The sequence below is a fragment of the Pseudomonas sp. Irchel 3E20 genome, from assembly GCF_900187645.1.
In the GTDB taxonomy this organism is placed as follows: domain Bacteria; phylum Pseudomonadota; class Gammaproteobacteria; order Pseudomonadales; family Pseudomonadaceae; genus Aquipseudomonas.
Map to the genome: position 1 here is coordinate 79,642 of NZ_FYEE01000015.1, position 17,293 is coordinate 96,934.

A 17,293-nucleotide genomic window follows, 5' to 3' on the forward strand; every position below is an offset into this window, starting at 1 on the left:
CAAGGAAACTGCTGCCATGACCGCTGCCATTCGCTATGAAAAAGACCAGGACCGGATCGTCGTACTGACCATCGACATGCCGGGCCAGAGCGCCAACACCATGAACGCGGTGTACCGCGACGCCATGGCCGCCACTGTGGCCCGGCTCACGGCCGACAAAGACGCGATTGCCGGCGTCATCATTACCTCGGCGAAAAAGACCTTCTTCGCCGGTGGCGACCTCAACGAACTCATCAAAGTCGGCAAGCCCCAGGCCGAAGCCTTCTACCGCAATATCCTGGAGCTCAAGGGCCAACTACGCGCCCTGGAAACCCTCGGCGTGCCAGTGGTTGCGGCGATCAACGGCGCGGCTCTGGGCGGCGGTTGGGAAATCTGCCTGGCCTGCCATCACCGCGTCGCGCTGGACCATCCATCGGTGCAGATCGGCCTGCCGGAAGTCACCCTCGGCCTGCTGCCGGGCGGCGGTGGCGTGGTGCGTACGGTGCGCATGCTGGGCCTGGAAAAAGCCCTGCCGTATTTGCTTGAAGGCAAGAAAGTGCGGCCCCAGCAAGCCTTGCAGGCCGGGTTGGTGGATGAGTTGGCGGCGGACCGCGATGAACTGCTGAGCAAATCCCGCGCCTGGATTCTGGCCAACCCCGGCGCCAAACAGCCGTGGGACATCAAAGGTCATCAGATCCCCGGCGGCACGCCGTCCCACCCGAAAGTGGCGCAGATGCTCGCCATTGCCCCGTCGATCCTGCGCAGCAAGACCCAAGGCTGCCTGCCGGCCCCGGAGAAAATCCTTTGCGCCGCCGTAGAAGGTGCGCAGGTGGATTTCGACACCGCGCAGTTGATCGAGGCCCGCTACTTCACCGAGCTGACCACCGGCCAGGTGGCGAAAAACATGATTGGCACCTTTTGGTTCCAGCTCAACGAAATCAACGCCGGCGGCTCGCGCCCCGCCGGGTTTGCCCCGACCGTGACGCGCAAGGTCGGTGTGCTGGGGGCGGGCATGATGGGCGCCGGCATCGCTTACGTCAGCGCCGTGGCCGGCATCGAGGTGGTGCTCAAAGACGTAACCCTGGCGGCGGCGCAAAAGGGCAAAGCCCATAGCGCGGCGCTGCTCGACAAGAAGGTTGCGCGTGGCCAGTTGAGCGCGGAGCAGCGCGACGCCACTCTGGCGCGCATCCACGCCACCGAGCAGGACGCCGATTTGGCCGGTTGCGACCTGGTGATCGAGGCAGTGTTCGAAGACCGTGAACTCAAGGCGCGCGTCTCGGCGGCGGCGCAGCAGGTGGTAGGCGCCGATGCGGTGATCGCATCCAACACCTCCACGTTGCCCATCAGTGGCCTCGCCACGGCCGTGCCGGACCCAGGCAAGTTCATTGGCCTGCACTTCTTCAGCCCCGTGGACAAAATGCCCCTGGTGGAAATCATCAAGGGCACCCACACCCGCGACGAAACCCTGGCCCGGGGGTTCGATTTCGTCCTGCAAATCAAGAAAACCCCAATTGTGGTCAACGACAGCCGCGGCTTCTTCACCTCCCGGGTGTTCGGCACCTTCACCAACGAAGGCATCGCCATGCTTGGCGAAGGCATCGCTGCAGCGATGATCGAGACCGAGGCGCGCAAGGCCGGCATGCCTGTCGGGCCGCTGGCGATCTCGGATGAAGTGTCCCTGAGCCTGATGAGCCACATCCGCCAGCAGACCATCAAAGACCTGCAAGCCGAAGGCAAGCCGTTGCCCGAGCACCCAGCGTTCGCCGTGATCGACCTGTTGCTCAACGAGTATCAGCGCCCGGGCAAGGCCGCCGGTGGCGGTTTCTACGATTACCCGGTGGGCGACACCAAGCACCTGTGGCCCGAACTCAAGGCGCGGTTCGAGAAGGCTGACGGGCAGATCGCGCCCCAGGACGTGCGTGATCGCCTGCTGTTCATCCAGGCCCTGGAAACCGTGCGCTGCGTGGAGGAGGGCGTGCTGCGTTCGACCGCCGACGCCAACATCGGCTCGATCTTCGGCATCGGTTTTGCCCCATGGACCGGCGGTGCGCTGCAATTTATCAACCAGTACGGCGTGGCCGATTTCGTCGCCCGCGCCCAGTACCTGCGCGAGCAGTACGGCGAGCGCTTCGCGCCGCCGGCGCTGCTGCTGGAAAAAGCCGCCCGGGGGCAGTTGTTCTGACTGGTTGAGCCGCGCCCCGACGCTTGCCTTGGGCTGGTATTTCAAGGCAGGCTCTGGGGCGTGCGCTCTTGCCTTTACCGTGTCAGGTACTTTTTATGTCGCTACACATCTGCATTCTGGAAACCGACGTTCTGCGCCCCGAACTGGTGGACCAATACCAGGGGTACGGGCAGATGTTCCAGCGCTTGTTTTCACGCCAGCCGATTGCCGCCCAGTTCACCGTTTACAACGTGATGCAGGGCCAGTACCCGGCCGATGACCAACACTTCGACGCCTACTTGGTCACCGGCAGCAAGGCCGATTCCTTCGGCACCGACCCGTGGATCGAAACCCTCAAGACCTACCTGCTTGAGCGCTACGAGCGCGGCGACAAACTGCTGGGCATCTGCTTTGGCCATCAGTTGCTGGCGCTGTTGCTGGGTGGGCGCAGCGAGCGCGCGACCCAGGGCTGGGGCGTGGGCACCCACAACTATCAACTGGCGGCCAAGGCGCCGTGGATGAGCCCGGTGGTGGAAGAACTGACGCTGCTCATCAGCCACCAGGACCAGGTCACCGCGCTGCCGGAAAACGCCACGGTGATCGCCTCCAGCGATTTCTGCCCGTTCGCCGCCTACCACATCAACGACCAGGTGCTGTGCTTCCAGGGCCACCCGGAATTCATTCACGACTACTCCCGCGCCTTGCTCGACCTGCGCCAGCAGCACCTGGGGGAACAGGTCTACACCCGCGGCGTGGCCAGCCTGGAACACGACCACCACGGCACCACGGTGGCGGAATGGATGATGCGGTTTGTGGCGCATCAGGCCTGACAGGCCGCCACTCCCTGGTGGGCGTTTGTGTGGAAGAAGGCTTGTGGGTGCGGGCTTGCCCGCGATGAGGCGGGTAAAACCGCAGCCTCTCTAGTGATTGGAATGCGGCCATCGCGGGCGAGCCCGCTTCCACAGTTGAACGGGGGTGTGGGCGGGATTTTCATTTTTCCACTGTGGGAGCGAGCCTGCTCGCGATGGCGGCATTGAATGGCGGTGAGAGGTAAGACAGTTGCTCCGACAGCGTAGCCATGTGGTTTGCTACAGCCACCCTGAGCGCTTGAAGCTGGCCCACAACCCCACGCACCCCAAGGTTATGAACCCCAGCACGCCGAAGTAGCCGTAGTGCCAGGTCAGTTCAGGCATGTTCTCGAAGTTCATCCCATAGATGCCCGCCACGGCGGTGGGGAAGGCGAGGATCGCCGCCCACGCCGCGAATTTGCGTTGCACCACGCTCTGGCGCGCCGCTTCGAGTAGCACGCCGATCTCAATGGTCTGGCTGGCGATATCGCGCAGGGTCGACAAATCTTCCATCTGCCGCGTGACGTGGATCTGCACGTCGCGAAAGTAGGGGCGCATGTTCTTGTCGATAAACGGGAAGTTGAGCTTTTGCAGCTCCTCGCTGATCTCCACCATGGGCGCGGCATAGCGGCGCAGGCGCAGCACATCGCGGCGCAGGCTGTGCAGGGCCAGCACGTCGCGTTCGTTCATCGCGCTGCACAGCACGTTGCGCTCCAGTTCATCGATCTCGGCATGAATGGCTTCGCCCACGGGCTGATAGTTCTCGATCACGAAGTCGAGCAAGGCGTAGAGCACGAAATCTTCGCCGTGCTCCAGCAGCAGCGGCCGCGCCTCGCAGCGCTGGCGCACGTGGGCATAGGACGCCGAGTGGCCGTTGCGGGCGGTGATGATGTAGCCCTTGCCGGCGAAGATGTGGGTTTCGATGAACTCCAGCTTGCCGGCGGTGCGGATCGGCGAGTAGGTCACGATAAACAGTGCGTCGCCGAAGGTTTCCAGCTTGGGGCGGCTGTGTTTTTCCAGGGCGTCTTCGATGGCCAGTTCATGCAAGTTGAACTGGCGTTGCAGGTTGGCGAGCTCCTGGGCATCGGGCTCTTCCAGGCCGATCCACACAAAGTGGCCGGGCTTGGCGGCCCAGGCACTGCCTTCGTCGAGGGTGATGTTGGTGACTTTCTTGCCGGCGCTGTACACCGCTGCTGCAACGACTCTACCCATGGTCCCGGTTCACTTCTTCTGGCCACAAACAGCGTGCAGCTTAGCCTGAGCGTGCTTGAGTAGTCAGCAGGCTTGCCTGCGCTCGGCTGCGCAGGGTCGTAAACCTCTACTGGGCAATACACCGTCGGGGTGCGCTACGCACCCAGCGCGGGCCAGCCCGCTTGCTACTACCGGGCCAGCACTTGGCGGTCGAGGGCGGCGATACAGTCGTGCATTTGCACGCGGCATTGTTCGATCAACCCGGGGATGTCGTCCAGGGTCAGGCCGGCGGTGGGGATGGGGGCCAGTGATTCGATCAGGATCTGCCCGCTGTTCCAGCGATTCAGGCGCATGTGGGTGATGTAGCTGCTCACGCACACCGGGATGATCGGCACGCCAGCGGCGATGGCCATATGGAACGCGCCTTTCTTGAACGGCAGCAGGTCCTGGCCCAGGTTGCGGGTGCCTTCGGGGAACACCCAGATGGAGGTGTCCTTGTGCTGCAAAGTCTCGGTGGTGGTGAGCATCGCCTGGCGCGCCTTGCGGGCGTTGCCGCGGTCGATCAGCACATTGCCCGCCAACCAGAACAACTGGCCGAACAGCGGTACCCACTTCAGGCTCTTTTTGCCAATGCACACGGTGCGGTAGGGCACCACGTTGCCCAGCACGAACAGGTCGTAGTTGGACTGGTGGTTGGCGACGATCACGCAGCCCGACGGCTTATGCTTGAGGGAGGCGATTTTGGCCCGCACCCGCAGGCGCAAAATGCACATCGCCGGCCAGGCGTAGAGCCGCGCGCACAGGCGGCTGTTGTCTGGGTTGAACGGGCGGCATAGGCCGAGCACCACGCCCAGCACACCTGCTAGCAGAAAGTGCAGGCTCATCAGCAACATGCGAAACAGGTACAGCATTTGTGGGCCCGCCGGGACAAAAGGTGGCGCAGTGTACGGATGTGCACTGTTTTGCACAATTACCCCGGTGGAGGTAGGAGATAGCGGATGTTTAAGCGCATGTTTCCGGCAGATGGTGTCGGATCAAGTCTCTATGTTGCGTGGGGATGCTCACCGGGCCGCTCCATCGGCACCCTCCAAACAGCTCACACGTCACCCCTCACGGCGAGAGTTCGGGCGCAAGTCAGCCACGCCTTCGAAGGCAAACTCCAGGCAGAAAAAAACCGCAGCCCCAGGGATGCGGTTTTTTTACGGCCAGGGAGCGCGGCTTAGCCCATGTGCTGCTGATCCTGGGCGATCGCGCTCTCCAGGGCATCAAGCAGGGCTTTACGCACTTTGAGCTTGGTGTTCTTGTGGGCGGTCATGTTGATCTTCTTCAACTGACGGGCAGCTTCCAGCGCTGCACTCTGCAACTCTTCAGGGGCCACAACCTTGTCGAGGAAACCGGCGTCTACCGCGCTCTGCGGGTTGAACATCTCGCCATTGATGACCGAACGGTGGAACGCCGAACGGCGCAGGCGATCGCGGGCCAGCTCGATGCCGGCGTGGTGCATGGTCATGCCGATCTGCACTTCGTTCAGGCCAATGCTGAACGGGCCGTCGACACCAATGCGGTAATCGGCCGACAACAGAATGAAGGCACCTTTGGCCACCGCGTGCCCAGGGCAGGCGACGATCACCGGGAAGGGATGCGACAGCAGGCGCCGCGCGAGTGTGGAGCCCTGGGTCACCAGGCTCACCGCCTCCTTGGGGCCGGCGGTCATGACTTTCAGGTCATAGCCACCGGACAGAATTCCCGGCTGCCCGGTAATGATGACCACGGCACGGTCGGCCACTGCCTGGTCCAGCGCGCTATTGAACGCGGCAATCACGTCCGGGGAAATGGCATTGACCTTGCCGTTGTTCAACGTCAGGGTCGCGATACCGTCTTCGAGGTGGTAGGAAATCAACTCACTCATGACGCTATTCCTTGTAATGAAGTAGGCAGACGTTACTCACCGCCACCCTCCAGGTAAAGCGCCGTGACTGACCGCCCGGTCAGCCCCGAGCCCAGCGCCAGGCCCCACCCGCCACGCCCGCGGCCCATTACCTTCTATATAGAAGGGCCCGCCAAGCCAGAGATTGGCCGGTTTGCCCTGCACCCCAGCCGGGCAAGCTGCCTAAATGCCTTAAGCGCATGAAAATTCTGAAAAAAACCTTTGCCATCGGAAAAGCTTTCGACTACATTAGCGCGCCTCGACAGACTGAAAGAGTTTGAAGAGCAACGGTTGGGTGTCCGAGTGGCTTAAGGAGCACGCCTGGAAAGTGTGTATACAAGAAATTGTATCGAGGGTTCGAATCCCTCCTCAACCGCCATATTCGATACACAAAGCCCCTGGTTTCTAGCGAAATCAGGGGTTTTGTGGTTTCTGGCATCTGGAAAGTCGGCCTTCGGGTCATCACGCTACAGGCTCAGTGCATGTTTACGTGCGGGCAGAAGCGCTGTGGAACCAGCCGTTACTGCCCCTAACTCACCTGCCCCCCACTCTCCACCACATCCACCGCAGTCTCCCAAGCCGCCAGCGCAGCGATGCGCAGGCCCTCGACTTGTGTGGCCAAAGCCATGGTCGGATGGGGCGTGGTGGGGGCGGGCAGGCAGGGAACGTGGATAAAGCCGCTGCGTATGCCGGTGCCGGCGAGGCTGTGTTGCAGGAGGTAGAACACCTGGTTGCAGACAAAGGTACCGGCGGTGTGTGAAACGCTGGCGGGGATGGCGGCTTCGCGCAGGGCTTTGACCATGGCTTTGACGGGCAGGGTGCTGAAGTAGGCCGCGGGGCCGTCGGGGGCGACGGGGGTGTCGATGGGTTGCTGGCCGAGGTTGTCCGGGATGCGGGCGTCGTGGAGGTTGATGGCCACGCGTTCGATGGACAGGTCTGGGCGCCCCGAGGCCAGGCCCAGGGCGATGACCATCTGCGGGCGGTGTTCGGCCAGCAGTTGCGCCAGGCTGCCCGGCGCGGTGGCGAAGGCGCAGGGCAACTGGCGGGCGACGATCCGCAGGTCGTCGCGCAACTGCACGCCGTCGAGCCTGCGCGCCACTTCCCAGGAGGGGTTGATGGGGTCTTGGTCGAAGGGCTCGAACCCGGTCAGCAGCAGGGTGTTCATTGGCGCCTCACATCAACAGGTAGAGAAGGACGATGTTGACCACCAGCATCAGCAGCGCGGTGGGCATCTGGGCCTTGATAACGGCGTTTTTGTCCGGCAGTTCCAGCAGCGCGGCGGGGACGATGTTGAAGTTGGCCGCCATGGGCGTCATCAGGGTGCCGCAGTAGCCGGAGAACATGCCGATGGCCGCCATCACGGCGGGGTTGGCACCGAACACACCCACCAGCACCGGTACGCCGATGCCGCCGGTCATCACCGGGAACGCGGCGAAGCCATTGCCCATGATGACGGTGAACAGGGCCATGCCCAGTACGTAGACCATCACCGCCACCAGGCGCAGGTCGAGGTTGATGTAGGTAGTGGCCACGTGCGCCACGGCGTCGCCCACGCCCGCTTCGTTGAACAGCAGGCCGAGCATGGCCAGCATCTGCGGCAGCACCATGGCCCAGCCCAGGGCTTCGGTCAGGCGCCGGGATTCGCGCATGGCCTGGATCGGCGTGTCGCGGGTCAGCCAGCAGGCCAGCCCGAGGGCGATCAGGCAGCCCAGGCCGAGAGAGACGAAAGTGGTGTTCTTCGGGTCCAGCAGTGGCACGCCGTCGATCTCGGTGTGCTTGAGCAGCACTGAACCGATGACGGTGGTCAGCGGAATGGCCAGGGCCGGAATGAACAGTTTGTGGCCCAGGCGTCCGGCACTGGCGCGGGCGGCCTTGACGTGCAATTCGGCGTGGGCGCCACGGCCGACGCCGCCCAGGCCGGCGATGATTGCCATCAGCACCACACCGCCGCCGACGACGGCCGGGTCAAGGCGTTCACCCACCAGGAAGACCACGGCGAAGAGCATCCAGAACAGCCCGGTGGACCAGCGCTTGGGGTGGCTGCGGTCGCTGAGGATCATGCCGGCGGTGATGAGCAGTAGCACTCCGGCCAGCCAGAACAGGTATTGGATCGAGATAATCATTGCGCGCTCTCCACCTGGCGGCCGGGTTGCCCGGTGGGCTGCATTTCGCGGGTCAGCATGCGATCGAAACGGTGCAGGCGGATGGCGTGGATGATGAACGCGCAAATGGCCGTGGGGATGCCCCAGAAGGCGATGTGCAGCGGTTCGACGTCCAGGCCCGAGCCCAACAGGAAGGTGTGCATCAGGGCAATCGCACCAAAGGCGACGAAGATGTCTTCGCCAAAGAACAGCCCCACGTTATCGGTGGCCGCGCACATGGCCAGGACTTTGTGGCGCAGGGCATCGGGGAGTTTGCCGTAGCGTTTTTCCGCTGCGCCCTCGGCCATGGGCGCCAGCAGCGGGCGCACCATTTGCGGGTGCCCGCCCAGGCTGGTCAGGCCCATCGCGGCGGTGGATTCGCGCACGAACAGGTAAATAATCAGCAGGCGCCCGACGGTGGCGCGCTGGAACCGTGCGATCCAGTTCTGCGCATGCAGGCGCAGGCCGTGGCGTTCCAGCAGGCCGATGACGGCCAGGGGCAGCAGCAGGATCAGTTGCAGGGCACGGGTTTCGATGAAGCCTTCGCCCATGGTGGCGAGGATTTTTTCCGGGGAAAAGTGTGCGGCCAGGCCCGTGGCGATAGACGCCGCGGTGACGACGAGCAAGGGGTTAAAGCGCAGCACGAAGCCGACCACGATGACGAGCACGCCTATCAGCGGCCACAGGTTCACGACGGTTTGCATGGGGTTGAAGTCCTCAGCGGCAGGCCACGGCGCCACAGCGAACCGACGCGCAGGTCAGGTTCATGCTTGGAGAACGGCGCGCAGCGCGACTCGGTTTTTATTATTGACCCGGGAGGCCCAGCGTCAGTGGCGAGCATCTTTGCCGCCAGGGGGGGATGCGTCCAACAAAAAAACTTGTAGCTGCACAACAGGAAAACTTGTCGCGCACGGGGCGCCGCAACTGGCGTCGCCCCGCTCGCGGCTAGCGGTTGAAGCGTTCCACCAGGGAGTACTGGGTGGTGGCGGTGCGGGTCAGTTCCTGGCTGAGCAGGGCCGAATGCTGGGCCTGCTCGGAGGTCTGGTCGGCGAGGTGGGCGATGTTGGTGATGTTGCGGCTGATCTCTTCGGCCACGGCGGTTTGCTCCTCGGTGGCGGCGGCGATTTGGGTGGTCATATCGGTGATGTGGGCCACCGCATCGCTGATGCCCACCAGCGCCTTGTCCGCTTCGAGCACCCAGGCCACGCCTTCTTCGGCCTGGCGATGCCCGCTGGCCATGACCTGCACCGCGTTGTTGGACGACTGCTGGAGCTGGGTGATGAGTTGGTGGATTTGCTGGGTCGATTGTGTGGTGCGCTGGGCCAGTTGCCGCACTTCGTCGGCGACCACCGCGAAGCCGCGGCCCATGTCGCCGGCCCGCGCCGCTTCGATGGCGGCGTTGAGGGCCAGCAGGTTGGTTTGGTCGGCGATGCCTTTGATGACGTCCACCACCGTGCCGATTTCATTGCTGTCGCGGGCCAGTTGAGCCACGGTCTGGCCAGTTTCGCCCACCACCACCGATAGGCGCTCGATGGCCTGGCGGGTGTCGCGGGCCACGTTGCGGCCATGGCTGGTCAGTTGATGGGCCTGCTGGGTCGCGTCGGCGGTGCGCTGTACATGGCTGGCCACTTCCTGTGTGGTGGCGGCCATCTGGTTGACGGCGGTGGACACCTGCTCGGTTTCCACGCGCTGGCGTTCCAGGCCTTTGGAGCTATCGGCGGCGAGCGTGTCGGAGCGGCTGGCCAATTGATTGACCTGCTCGGCGCTGTCCTGCAGGCGCGTGAGGCAGGTTTTCAGGCGTGCGTCCTGGCTGATGAGGGCGGTTTCCAGGCGCGCCTGGGGGCCACGGCCGTCGCTGTACATCTGGGCGATCAAACCATCACAGGTGCTGCGTTCCACACCCTGGAGCAAATGCTTGAGGCCGTTTTTACGCCCGTACAGGGTCGCACCGCCAAGGGCGATGGCCAGCACCGCCGCCAGGGCGAAAGCCAGCGACGCGCCGAGCCACAGCATCAGCGCCGCGCTCACTTGGCTAAGCAGCAGCAATGGCAGCCAGTCTTGGGCCAGGCTCAGCCACAGATGGCGCCGGGGGAGGGCCGGTTTGCCCTGGTTGATGCGCAGATACAGGGCTTGGGCGCGCTGGATCTGCCGGGCCGTGGGCTTGACCCGCACCGACTCGTAGCCCACCACTTGGTTGCCCTCGAAGATCGGCGTGACGTAGGCGTTGACCCAGTAGTGGTCGCCATTCTTGCTGCGGTTCTTGACGATGCCCATCCACGGGCGCCCTTGCTTGAGGGCCGCCCACATGTGGGCGAACACGGCGGACGGTACATCGGGGTGGCGCACGATGTTCTGCGGGGCGCCGATCAGGTCATCGCGCTCAAAGCCGCTGATCGCGACAAACGCATCGTTGCAGTAGGTGATGACACCCCGCGCATCGGTAGTGGAGATGAGCTTTTGCGACGAACCCAGGGCGACTTCTCTGTGGGTGACAGGCTGGTTGTTTCTCATATCCCTATGCTCTTGATGGTATGACGGGGGGAATATCATCGGCTGAATGGTCTAAAAGGTTAGTCCAAGCGCAAATAAAAACGGTAATTGACCGGTTTTATTTGCATGCCGCCCCCATTCGCCGCCGTTTGGCGCCCCATTTGTGCCGTTTTCTACGTTCGCAACGCAAGATCGTTCAAGACAGGCATTGGCAAAACTGCCAACCTTGGCGGCCGACCTTGATGAGCACCCTGCGATGCCCACTGCGCTTCCCCAACATGCATTCGTCCGTGGCGCGATTGCGATCCTGCCGCTGTCCCTGGCCTGTGCGCCCTGGGGCCTGCTGGCCGGGTCCACCGCCATCGACGCTCAACTCACGCCGCTGCAAAGCCAGGGCCTGTCGGTGATTGTGTTTGCCGGCGCGGCGCAACTGGTGGCCATCGGCATGATTAAAGGTGGCGCGGGCGCGCTGTCGATCTTGTTGACCACGCTTTTGTTGACCTCCCAGCACTTGCTGTATGGCATGCACATGCGCACGACCCTGTCGCCGCTGCCGTTGCGCTGGCGTATGGGCTTGGGCTTTTTGCTCACCGACGAGTTCTTCGCTCTGGTCAGCCAGTACGACCGCCAGACCTTCAACCGCTGGTACGCCCTGGGGGTGGGCCTGAGTTTTTACCTGATCTGGAACCTCTTCACCCTCGCCGGCATCGTGTTGGGCAAGAGCATCCCGGGGCTGGAACACCTGGGGCTGGAATTCTCCATCGCGGCAACTTTCATTGCCTTGATTACGCCGGTGGTGCGCGACGTGCCTACGGTGATCTGCGTGGCGGTGTCGCTGTTTTGCGCGGTGCTGTTCAGCTACTGGCGGTGGGAGTCGGCGGTGGTCGCCGCGGGGTTGGCGGGCATGGCCGCCGGGTTTATGTGCAAACGCCTGGCGGTGCGCCTGTGATGATCTTCGCCATTATTGTGGGCATGGGCCTGATCGTTTTTTTCAACCGCTACCTGTTCCTGGAACCGCGGCTGCCATTGCGCCTGGGGCGCAACGTGAAGGATTTTCTTGGTTTCGCGGTGCCGGGCATGCTCACCGCGATCTGCGGGCCGATCATTTTCATCAGTGACCATCAGCTCAACCTCAACCCGGCCAACCCTTACCTGTGGGCCGGCCTGTGTGCGGTGGGGCTGATGCTGTGGACTGGCCGTGTGCTGACCACGGTGCTGCTGAGCATGGGGATGTTCTACCTACTGCGTTGGTGGCTCTGAAGGGCCAGGCCTTGCTGGGCGGCGGTGGCGTTGAACGGGCGCGGTGGTGGCTCATGGAAGCGCTTGGCGGTTTTGTAGCTGCGCCGCCAATAGTTGTTGCTCAAGCTGTCGATGCGCACGTTTTTGCCGGTGCGCGGGGCGTGGATGAATTTGTCGTCACCGATGTACAGCCCCACATGGTTGATCGGGCCTTTGCCATTGCGCGCGAAAAACACCGCGTCTCCCGGTTTCAAATGGGGCTTTTCAACGGTCTTGTAGCCGGCCTTGACCATGGCGGCGGTGGTGCGAGGCAACTTGATGTCGGCTTCATGGTGAAACAGGTAGACCATCAGGCCGCTGCAATCGAAACCGCTTTTTTCGCTGTTGCCGCCCCAGCGATAGGGTGTGCCAATCAAATCGTGGGCACGGTCGATGACCTGGGGCAGTGGGCTGGCTGTGGTTTGGCTGATGTGTACGAAAAAGCTACAGGTGATGAGTAAGAAAAGGCGCTTAAACACGAGGAAATTACCGTGTTGAAAAATGAAGGCGCCAATCTAGGGATATAACGAGAGCAGCTATGTAGGGCGTTTTACCTTGTTCTGGGTGAATAGTTCTCGCCCGATAAACGGTCATTCTCTGTCGCAGGCAACCGGGCGGTTCTATCTCGCCCGTCAGCCTGGTTTTTTACTCGCTTATCAACACACCTTCTGCCTGAAGCTGTGCTTTGGTCTGGCAGGGGTCGAGCAGGTTTTCCCCCAAATAAACCCCCGGTGCGGGCGGCGGTTGTTCCAGGCCCAGCAGGCGCTCGATTTGCAGCACGGTGCCCAGGGCGGTGAGGTGGGTCTGGCCGGCGGGGTCGGTCAGCAACAGCGTGCGCTGTGCGGGGCTGCCCTGCCGGTCCGTGCCTGCGGCGCGCAGGCGGATGCGGTGCGGCCCGCCGTTGCCGGGGTTGTACAGCATGGCGCGGCGCAGGGGAGTAAAACGCGGGCCGGCAATCAGCTTCCACACGCCGCTGGCCACCAGGGTGCGCAACAGGCGCGTGGCGTTGCGGTCGTCGAAGGCGATGCGCGCTTCCACCGTCGCCGCGCCCAACAGGTGCGGCAGGCTGGCTTGGTCGGGGGTGTCGAAGCGGTACGTGGTGTGGCGCCCGGCGTCGCCGAAATTCGCCACCTGGCCGTCGCTGAAACCCTGGCGCTGCTGCCACTGCCCGCCATCCAAGGTGTGGAAGGGCACCGACAGACGATCCAGGTACTCCACCGAGTTCGGCCCGGCACGGTCGGCCAAGGCGTAGAGAATGTCCAGGCTGATGCGCTCGACGCTGGCCAAGTCCTGCACCAGTTCGCGGGCCATCAGGCCGGCGGTGGCGGCCATCCATGCCGAGGCGAAGACCACCGGCGCCCGTGGCGGCGGGCCACTGGCGACGCACACCAGCGCTTGCTTGAGGCGCTCGGTCCAGCGCGTGACATCTATATAAGGATGGCCGCCGTCCAAGGCGAACCGCAGCAAGCGGTCGTGGCGGTCATTGGCCAGGGCGACGATCAGCGTGCCCTCGGCCAGGGCCGGGAACTGCGGCCCGTCGATGTCCAGTTGCAGCGTTTCGGCGCCCAGGGGCCGTGCCACTTCCTCGGCGGCCTGCACGCGACGCCCGGCGACAATCAACTGTACTTGGGGCTGGCGCCGATGCAGCATGGCCGCCACTTGCGCGCCGACGACGCCGGCCCCGCCGGCCAGCAATACGCGGTGTACTTTCACGGGGTGATTTCCTATATTTGGTCAATTGACCAATTATTGGCATCGGTGGCGGGCGGCGTCGAGGTTTTTTTTCAACGGTCAGGAGGTAAGGGATGGCGACAAAAGGCGAGGTGCGCCGCGAGCGGGTTCTGGAGGCGGCGTTGCAAGTGCTGGCGCAGCAGGGCGCCCATGGCTTTCGTATGCGTGCGGTGGCCAGCGCGGCGGACCTGTCCCTGAGCCATGTGCAGTATTACTTCCCCTCTCTGGACAGCCTGCTGGCAGCGGTGGTCGAGCGTTATCTGCGCGAGTGGGACCAGCGCCTGGCCGCGGCTCCAGACGACCTGGCCTCGGCCCTGACCCTGGTACTCGACAGCCATCTGCACTGCCAGGACTGCCAGGTGCTGTGGGAACTGTGGGCGATGGCCGGCCACGACCCGGCGGCCAACACCGCGCTGACCGGGTTCTACCAGGCCTACATCGACCGCGTGTGTGTGCTGCTGGCGCGGGACGCAGCCCAGGTGCCGGCCGAAACGATACGGGGGCGGGCGGTGTTGATCGTGGCGCTGCTGGAGGGGTTGTCGGTCCTGCGTGGGGCAGGGCGCGAGGCGGCACTGGCGCCCGAGGCCGGGGAGCAGGCCTTGGCGGCCATCATGGCTCTGGCGGCAATGCCTGTGTGATGTGTTTTTAGGAACTTTCCTACGGTTGTGGGCGTTATTTCTCGTTCTGTCCACATTCCTTTCACGAATTATTCACAAGCGCCTCGGTAGTCTCAGCTCATCCGTTAAAAAGCAGATCCATTCAAGCCCGTCTTCCCCAGCGGGCTTTTTTTTGCCTGTGTGAATCTCTCTCGCCATTGCCTGTCCAATCCTTTGTCGCCCGCACCGCGCCTTTACCGGCGCGTGGGTCGGGCACTCCCATTGCGATTCTCGAGGTTCTCGTCATGCGTCTAACACTGCCTGCTCTGGTTTTCGGTCTGCTCGCCGCACAAGGTGCAATGGCGGCAGGGGATGGCACCGCTGCCGTCGGCGGCGGCCTGGGCGGTGCCCTGGGCAACGTGGTCGGCCAGCAACTGGGCGGTAGCACCGGCGCGGCCATCGGTGCCGGCGTCGGTGGCGCGGCGGGCAGTGCGGTGGGTGCGCGCAAGGGCAGCCGCACCGAGGCCGCCATCGGTGGTGGCCTGGGCGGTGCGGGTGGCTCGGTGGTCGGTAACCAGTTGGGTGGTTCCACCGGTTCCACCATCGGCGCGGGCCTGGGCGGTGCGGCGGGTGGGGCAGTGGGCAGCAACCTGTCCAACGACGACGGCAAGAGCCACGGCAAGTCGAGCAAGCACAAGCGCAAGCACAAACGGCACTGATCGCCTGATACTGATTCTGACGTAGCCAGCGGGCTGCCCGCTGGCTACCCACGGTCCTTACCAAACACCTACACACTCTGGGTATTTGCAGGTCCCTGACCTGTGCTTTGATGCTGCGTCACACCCCGACCCAGAGACCCAGCCCCATGGCCAACCCTTACCGCGAACTCTTCCAGCTCCCTGGCACCCGGGCCTTTGTCCTGGCGGGCATAGTGGCGCGCATGCCGTATTCCATGACGGGGATCGGCCTGATTACCATGCTCGCCCAATTGCAGGGCGGCTATGCCCTGGCGGGGGCGGTGGCGGCGACCTTCGCCCTGGCCACGGCCTTTTGCGCGCCCCAGGTGTCGCGCCTGGTGGACCGCTTCGGCCAGGGCCGGGTGCTGCCGCTGGCGGCGTTGGTGGGCGGCGGCGGGTTGCTGATGGTGCTGGTGTGCACCCGCTTGCAGGCGCCCCACTGGATGCTGTTCGTGTTCGCCGCGCTGGCCGGTTGCATGCCCAGCATGTCGCCCATGGTGCGGGCGCGTTGGACGGCGCTGTACCGCGGCCAGCCACAGCTGCAAACCGCTTACGCCCTTGAGTCGGTGCTCGATGAACTGTGCTTCATCCTCGGCCCGCCCGTGGCGGTGGGTTTGTCAGTGGGCCTGTTCCCCGAGGCCGGGCCGTTGGTGGCATTGGTGATGCTGGTGATCGGCGTGACCGCGTTCGTGCTGCAACGGGCCACGGAGCCGGCGATTCACCCCCGCGCGGCCGGCCGCCAGCGCTCGGTGATCCGCAGTGGCGCGGTGCGCCTGTTGTGCCTGTTGATGATGGCCATGGGCACCATCGCCGGGGTGGTGGACGTGGTCAGCGTGGCCTTTGCCCAGCAGCAGGGGCAACCGGCGGCGGCGAGCATCGTGTTGTCGGTGTACGCCATCGGTTCGTGCGTGGCAGGCCTGGCCTTTGGCGCGTGGAAAACCGCCATCCCCTTGCCCCGCTTGTTCCTCTACGGTGGCATGGCCACGGCCCTGACCACCCTGCCTCTGTTGTTGGCCAGCGATATCCTCGGCTTGTCCCTGGCGGTGTTCGTGGCCGGTTGGTTCTTCTCCCCGACCCTGATCGTAGCCATGGCCCTGATCGAAAAACTGGTGCCGCCGGCCCGTCTTACCGAAGGCCTGACTTGGCTTATCACCGGCCTGAGCGTCGGCGTGGCGATTGGCGCCGCCGGTTCCGGCGCGTTGGTGGACCAGTTCGGCGCCCGCAGCGGTTTCTGGCTGGCGCTGGCGGCCGGGGCGGTAGTGCTGGCGGCGGCGCTGCTCAGTTACCGGCGCCTGGGCGCGGGCAGCGAAGTGCTGGTGCAGAACTTCTCCTGATGGGCCCCGCCCGCCGTGTGCTCCCCTTACAGATCGCGTTGTGAGGGGGCTACGGTGCCCCCCAACTGGCATGTTGCGTAGGGTTTTTCTCTAATTTATGTAGGCCGCATATTTAAACGCTCCACCCCCCCTCAATCCTCCCCCGCAACTAGGCACAATGCCGCCGCGCCCCGCTGCCTGGCGCGTTTCACATCCCAACGCTGTTAGCCTCTTTGGCGGGTTATGGCCGACTGGCTGAACTGCGAATTTCGCAACCTTATGCCTGGTTTGGATTTCACGCCCATGAACCCCACTGCCCCGATCATCAGCGATCAAACACGCCTGTATTCCCTGCAAACGCCCACGTCCATGGCCCCGTTGCACGTTGAACGCTGGGCCGGCCGCGAGGCGCTTTCCGAGTTGTACCGCTGGGACGTGCTGGCCCTGAGCGCCGACCATCGCCTGCCCCTCGAGGCGATGCTCGGCGCGCCCATTACCTTGCTCACGGCCCTGGCCGATGGCAGCCACAGCCGACGCAGCGGTTTGCTCAGCCGTGTCGCCCGCCTGGGCAGCGACGGCTCCCTGACCCGCTATCACCTGACCTTGGTGCCCTGGCTCTGGGTGTTGAGCCAGAGCTTTCGCTCCCGGGTGTTCCAAGACAGCACCGTGCAGCAGATCGTCAGCCAGGTCTTCGCCGGTTACGAGGCCTACGCCCGTTGGCGTTTCACCCGCGACGCCGACCAGTTACTGAGCCACGTGCGCCCACGCAGTTATTGCGTGCAGTACCGCGAAACCGATTTCGACTTTGTGCAGCGGCTACTGGCCGAAGAGGGCCTGGGCTATTGCTTTGTCGAGGACCCACAAGCACCGGCCGGCCACTGCCTGGTCATCTTTGGCCAGA

General features: G+C 63.9%; 17 protein-coding genes and 1 tRNA gene. 9 read left to right on the top strand and 9 right to left on the bottom strand.

Features of this window, described 5'->3' with window-relative positions:
* The first annotated feature begins 16 nt into the window (after nt 1-16).
* Both CKW13_RS21960 and CKW13_RS21965 read left to right on the top strand, forming a co-directional pair.
* A complete protein-coding gene (locus CKW13_RS21960) occupies nt 17-2,161 on the top strand; it encodes a 3-hydroxyacyl-CoA dehydrogenase NAD-binding domain-containing protein (protein ID WP_095110876.1) in 2,145 nt (714 codons plus the stop codon).
* A 95-nt stretch (nt 2,162-2,256) separates the two neighbouring features.
* Complete coding sequence (locus CKW13_RS21965; protein WP_095110877.1) at nt 2,257-2,970, top strand: amidotransferase; 714 nt, start codon at nt 2,257-2,259, stop codon at nt 2,968-2,970.
* A 258-nt stretch (nt 2,971-3,228) separates the two neighbouring features.
* Here CKW13_RS21965 and CKW13_RS21970 read toward each other — a convergent pair whose 3' ends face one another.
* From CKW13_RS21970 to CKW13_RS21980, 3 genes are all read right to left on the bottom strand, one after another.
* A complete protein-coding gene (locus CKW13_RS21970) occupies nt 3,229-4,200 on the bottom strand; it encodes a magnesium and cobalt transport protein CorA (RefSeq protein WP_095110878.1) in 972 nt (323 codons plus the stop codon).
* A gap of 167 nt (nt 4,201-4,367) precedes the next feature.
* Nucleotides 4,368-5,090, bottom strand: coding sequence for a 1-acylglycerol-3-phosphate O-acyltransferase (locus CKW13_RS21975; protein ID WP_095110879.1), 723 nt, complete (start codon nt 5,088-5,090; stop codon nt 4,368-4,370).
* 308 nt (nt 5,091-5,398) lie between these two features.
* Entirely contained in the window at nt 5,399-6,088 is a 690-nt protein-coding gene (locus CKW13_RS21980) for a crotonase/enoyl-CoA hydratase family protein (protein ID WP_095110880.1), read from the bottom strand.
* A gap of 307 nt (nt 6,089-6,395) precedes the next feature.
* Here CKW13_RS21980 and CKW13_RS21985 point away from each other — a divergent pair.
* Nucleotides 6,396-6,485, top strand: a tRNA-Ser gene (locus CKW13_RS21985).
* Nucleotides 6,486-6,635: 150 nt separating this feature from the next.
* On the opposite strand, the gene pcp is transcribed toward CKW13_RS21985, so the two are convergent.
* From pcp to CKW13_RS22005, 4 genes are all read right to left on the bottom strand, one after another.
* Entirely contained in the window at nt 6,636-7,271 is a 636-nt protein-coding gene (pcp, locus tag CKW13_RS21990; protein WP_095110881.1) for a pyroglutamyl-peptidase I, read from the bottom strand.
* A 7-nt stretch (nt 7,272-7,278) separates the two neighbouring features.
* On the bottom strand, nt 7,279-8,229 hold the full coding sequence (locus CKW13_RS21995; protein ID WP_095110882.1) for a DUF979 domain-containing protein: 951 nt from the start codon (nt 8,227-8,229) through the stop codon (nt 7,279-7,281).
* Entirely contained in the window at nt 8,226-8,951 is a 726-nt protein-coding gene (locus CKW13_RS22000) for a DUF969 domain-containing protein (protein WP_095110883.1), read from the bottom strand. Before CKW13_RS22000 ends, CKW13_RS21995 begins: the two co-directional genes overlap by 4 nt.
* Before the next feature lie 241 nt (nt 8,952-9,192).
* A complete protein-coding gene (locus CKW13_RS22005) occupies nt 9,193-10,758 on the bottom strand; it encodes a PAS domain-containing methyl-accepting chemotaxis protein (RefSeq protein ID WP_095110884.1) in 1,566 nt (521 codons plus the stop codon).
* A gap of 235 nt (nt 10,759-10,993) precedes the next feature.
* On the opposite strand from CKW13_RS22005, the gene CKW13_RS22010 reads away from it, so the two are divergent.
* Together CKW13_RS22010 and CKW13_RS22015 are read left to right on the top strand one after the other, a co-directional pair.
* Complete coding sequence (locus CKW13_RS22010) at nt 10,994-11,686, top strand: AzlC family ABC transporter permease (protein ID WP_095110885.1); 693 nt, start codon at nt 10,994-10,996, stop codon at nt 11,684-11,686.
* Entirely contained in the window at nt 11,686-11,997 is a 312-nt protein-coding gene (locus CKW13_RS22015) for an AzlD domain-containing protein (protein WP_095110886.1), read from the top strand. The genes CKW13_RS22010 and CKW13_RS22015 overlap by 1 nt, the downstream gene beginning before the upstream one ends.
* Here the strand turns inward: CKW13_RS22015 and CKW13_RS22020 are convergent.
* Together CKW13_RS22020 and CKW13_RS22025 are read right to left on the bottom strand one after the other, a co-directional pair.
* Nucleotides 11,973-12,494 (bottom strand): C40 family peptidase, encoded by a 522-nt coding sequence (locus CKW13_RS22020; RefSeq protein WP_371856251.1) that lies wholly within the window; start codon nt 12,492-12,494, stop codon nt 11,973-11,975. The genes CKW13_RS22015 and CKW13_RS22020 overlap by 25 nt on opposite strands.
* A 166-nt stretch (nt 12,495-12,660) precedes the next feature.
* Nucleotides 12,661-13,728, bottom strand: coding sequence for a saccharopine dehydrogenase (locus CKW13_RS22025; protein WP_095110887.1), 1,068 nt, complete (start codon nt 13,726-13,728; stop codon nt 12,661-12,663).
* Nucleotides 13,729-13,820: 92 nt separating this feature from the next.
* Here CKW13_RS22025 and CKW13_RS22030 point away from each other — a divergent pair, with 92 nt between their 5' ends.
* The 4 genes from CKW13_RS22030 to CKW13_RS22045 all read left to right on the top strand — a co-directional run.
* The gene (locus CKW13_RS22030) at nt 13,821-14,384 is read left to right on the top strand and encodes a TetR/AcrR family transcriptional regulator (protein ID WP_095110888.1); all 564 of its coding nucleotides are present in this window, start codon (nt 13,821-13,823) and stop codon (nt 14,382-14,384) included.
* Between the two features lie 263 nt (nt 14,385-14,647).
* On the top strand, nt 14,648-15,061 hold the full coding sequence (locus CKW13_RS22035; RefSeq protein ID WP_095110889.1) for a glycine zipper domain-containing protein: 414 nt from the start codon (nt 14,648-14,650) through the stop codon (nt 15,059-15,061).
* 146 nt (nt 15,062-15,207) lie between these two features.
* On the top strand, nt 15,208-16,413 hold the full coding sequence (locus tag CKW13_RS22040) for an MFS transporter (protein WP_095110890.1): 1,206 nt from the start codon (nt 15,208-15,210) through the stop codon (nt 16,411-16,413).
* A 282-nt stretch (nt 16,414-16,695) separates the two neighbouring features.
* Nucleotides 16,696-17,293: type VI secretion system Vgr family protein (locus CKW13_RS22045; protein WP_095110893.1), on the top strand; the 598-nt coding region annotated here is incomplete at its 3' end.

What these genes read in the sequence shown, in the direction of transcription:
- CKW13_RS21970 (WP_095110878.1), bottom strand. Translation starts at nt 4,200, where the DNA reads ATGGGTAGAGTCGTTGCAGCAGCGGTGTACAGCGCCGGCAAGAAAGTC.
- CKW13_RS22035 (WP_095110889.1), top strand. Translation starts at nt 14,648, where the DNA reads ATGCGTCTAACACTGCCTGCTCTGGTTTTCGGTCTGCTCGCCGCACAA.
- CKW13_RS21975 (WP_095110879.1), bottom strand. Translation starts at nt 5,090, where the DNA reads ATGCTGTACCTGTTTCGCATGTTGCTGATGAGCCTGCACTTTCTGCTA.
- CKW13_RS22010 (WP_095110885.1), top strand. Translation starts at nt 10,994, where the DNA reads ATGCCCACTGCGCTTCCCCAACATGCATTCGTCCGTGGCGCGATTGCG.
- CKW13_RS22030 (WP_095110888.1), top strand. Translation starts at nt 13,821, where the DNA reads ATGGCGACAAAAGGCGAGGTGCGCCGCGAGCGGGTTCTGGAGGCGGCG.
- CKW13_RS22040 (WP_095110890.1), top strand. Translation starts at nt 15,208, where the DNA reads ATGGCCAACCCTTACCGCGAACTCTTCCAGCTCCCTGGCACCCGGGCC.
- CKW13_RS21995 (WP_095110882.1), bottom strand. Translation starts at nt 8,229, where the DNA reads ATGATTATCTCGATCCAATACCTGTTCTGGCTGGCCGGAGTGCTACTG.
- CKW13_RS22005 (WP_095110884.1), bottom strand. Translation starts at nt 10,758, where the DNA reads ATGAGAAACAACCAGCCTGTCACCCACAGAGAAGTCGCCCTGGGTTCG.
- CKW13_RS21980 (WP_095110880.1), bottom strand. Translation starts at nt 6,088, where the DNA reads ATGAGTGAGTTGATTTCCTACCACCTCGAAGACGGTATCGCGACCCTG.
- CKW13_RS21960 (WP_095110876.1), top strand. Translation starts at nt 17, where the DNA reads ATGACCGCTGCCATTCGCTATGAAAAAGACCAGGACCGGATCGTCGTA.
- CKW13_RS22015 (WP_095110886.1), top strand. Translation starts at nt 11,686, where the DNA reads ATGATCTTCGCCATTATTGTGGGCATGGGCCTGATCGTTTTTTTCAAC.
- CKW13_RS21965 (WP_095110877.1), top strand. Translation starts at nt 2,257, where the DNA reads ATGTCGCTACACATCTGCATTCTGGAAACCGACGTTCTGCGCCCCGAA.
- pcp (WP_095110881.1), bottom strand. Translation starts at nt 7,271, where the DNA reads ATGAACACCCTGCTGCTGACCGGGTTCGAGCCCTTCGACCAAGACCCC.
- CKW13_RS22000 (WP_095110883.1), bottom strand. Translation starts at nt 8,951, where the DNA reads ATGCAAACCGTCGTGAACCTGTGGCCGCTGATAGGCGTGCTCGTCATC.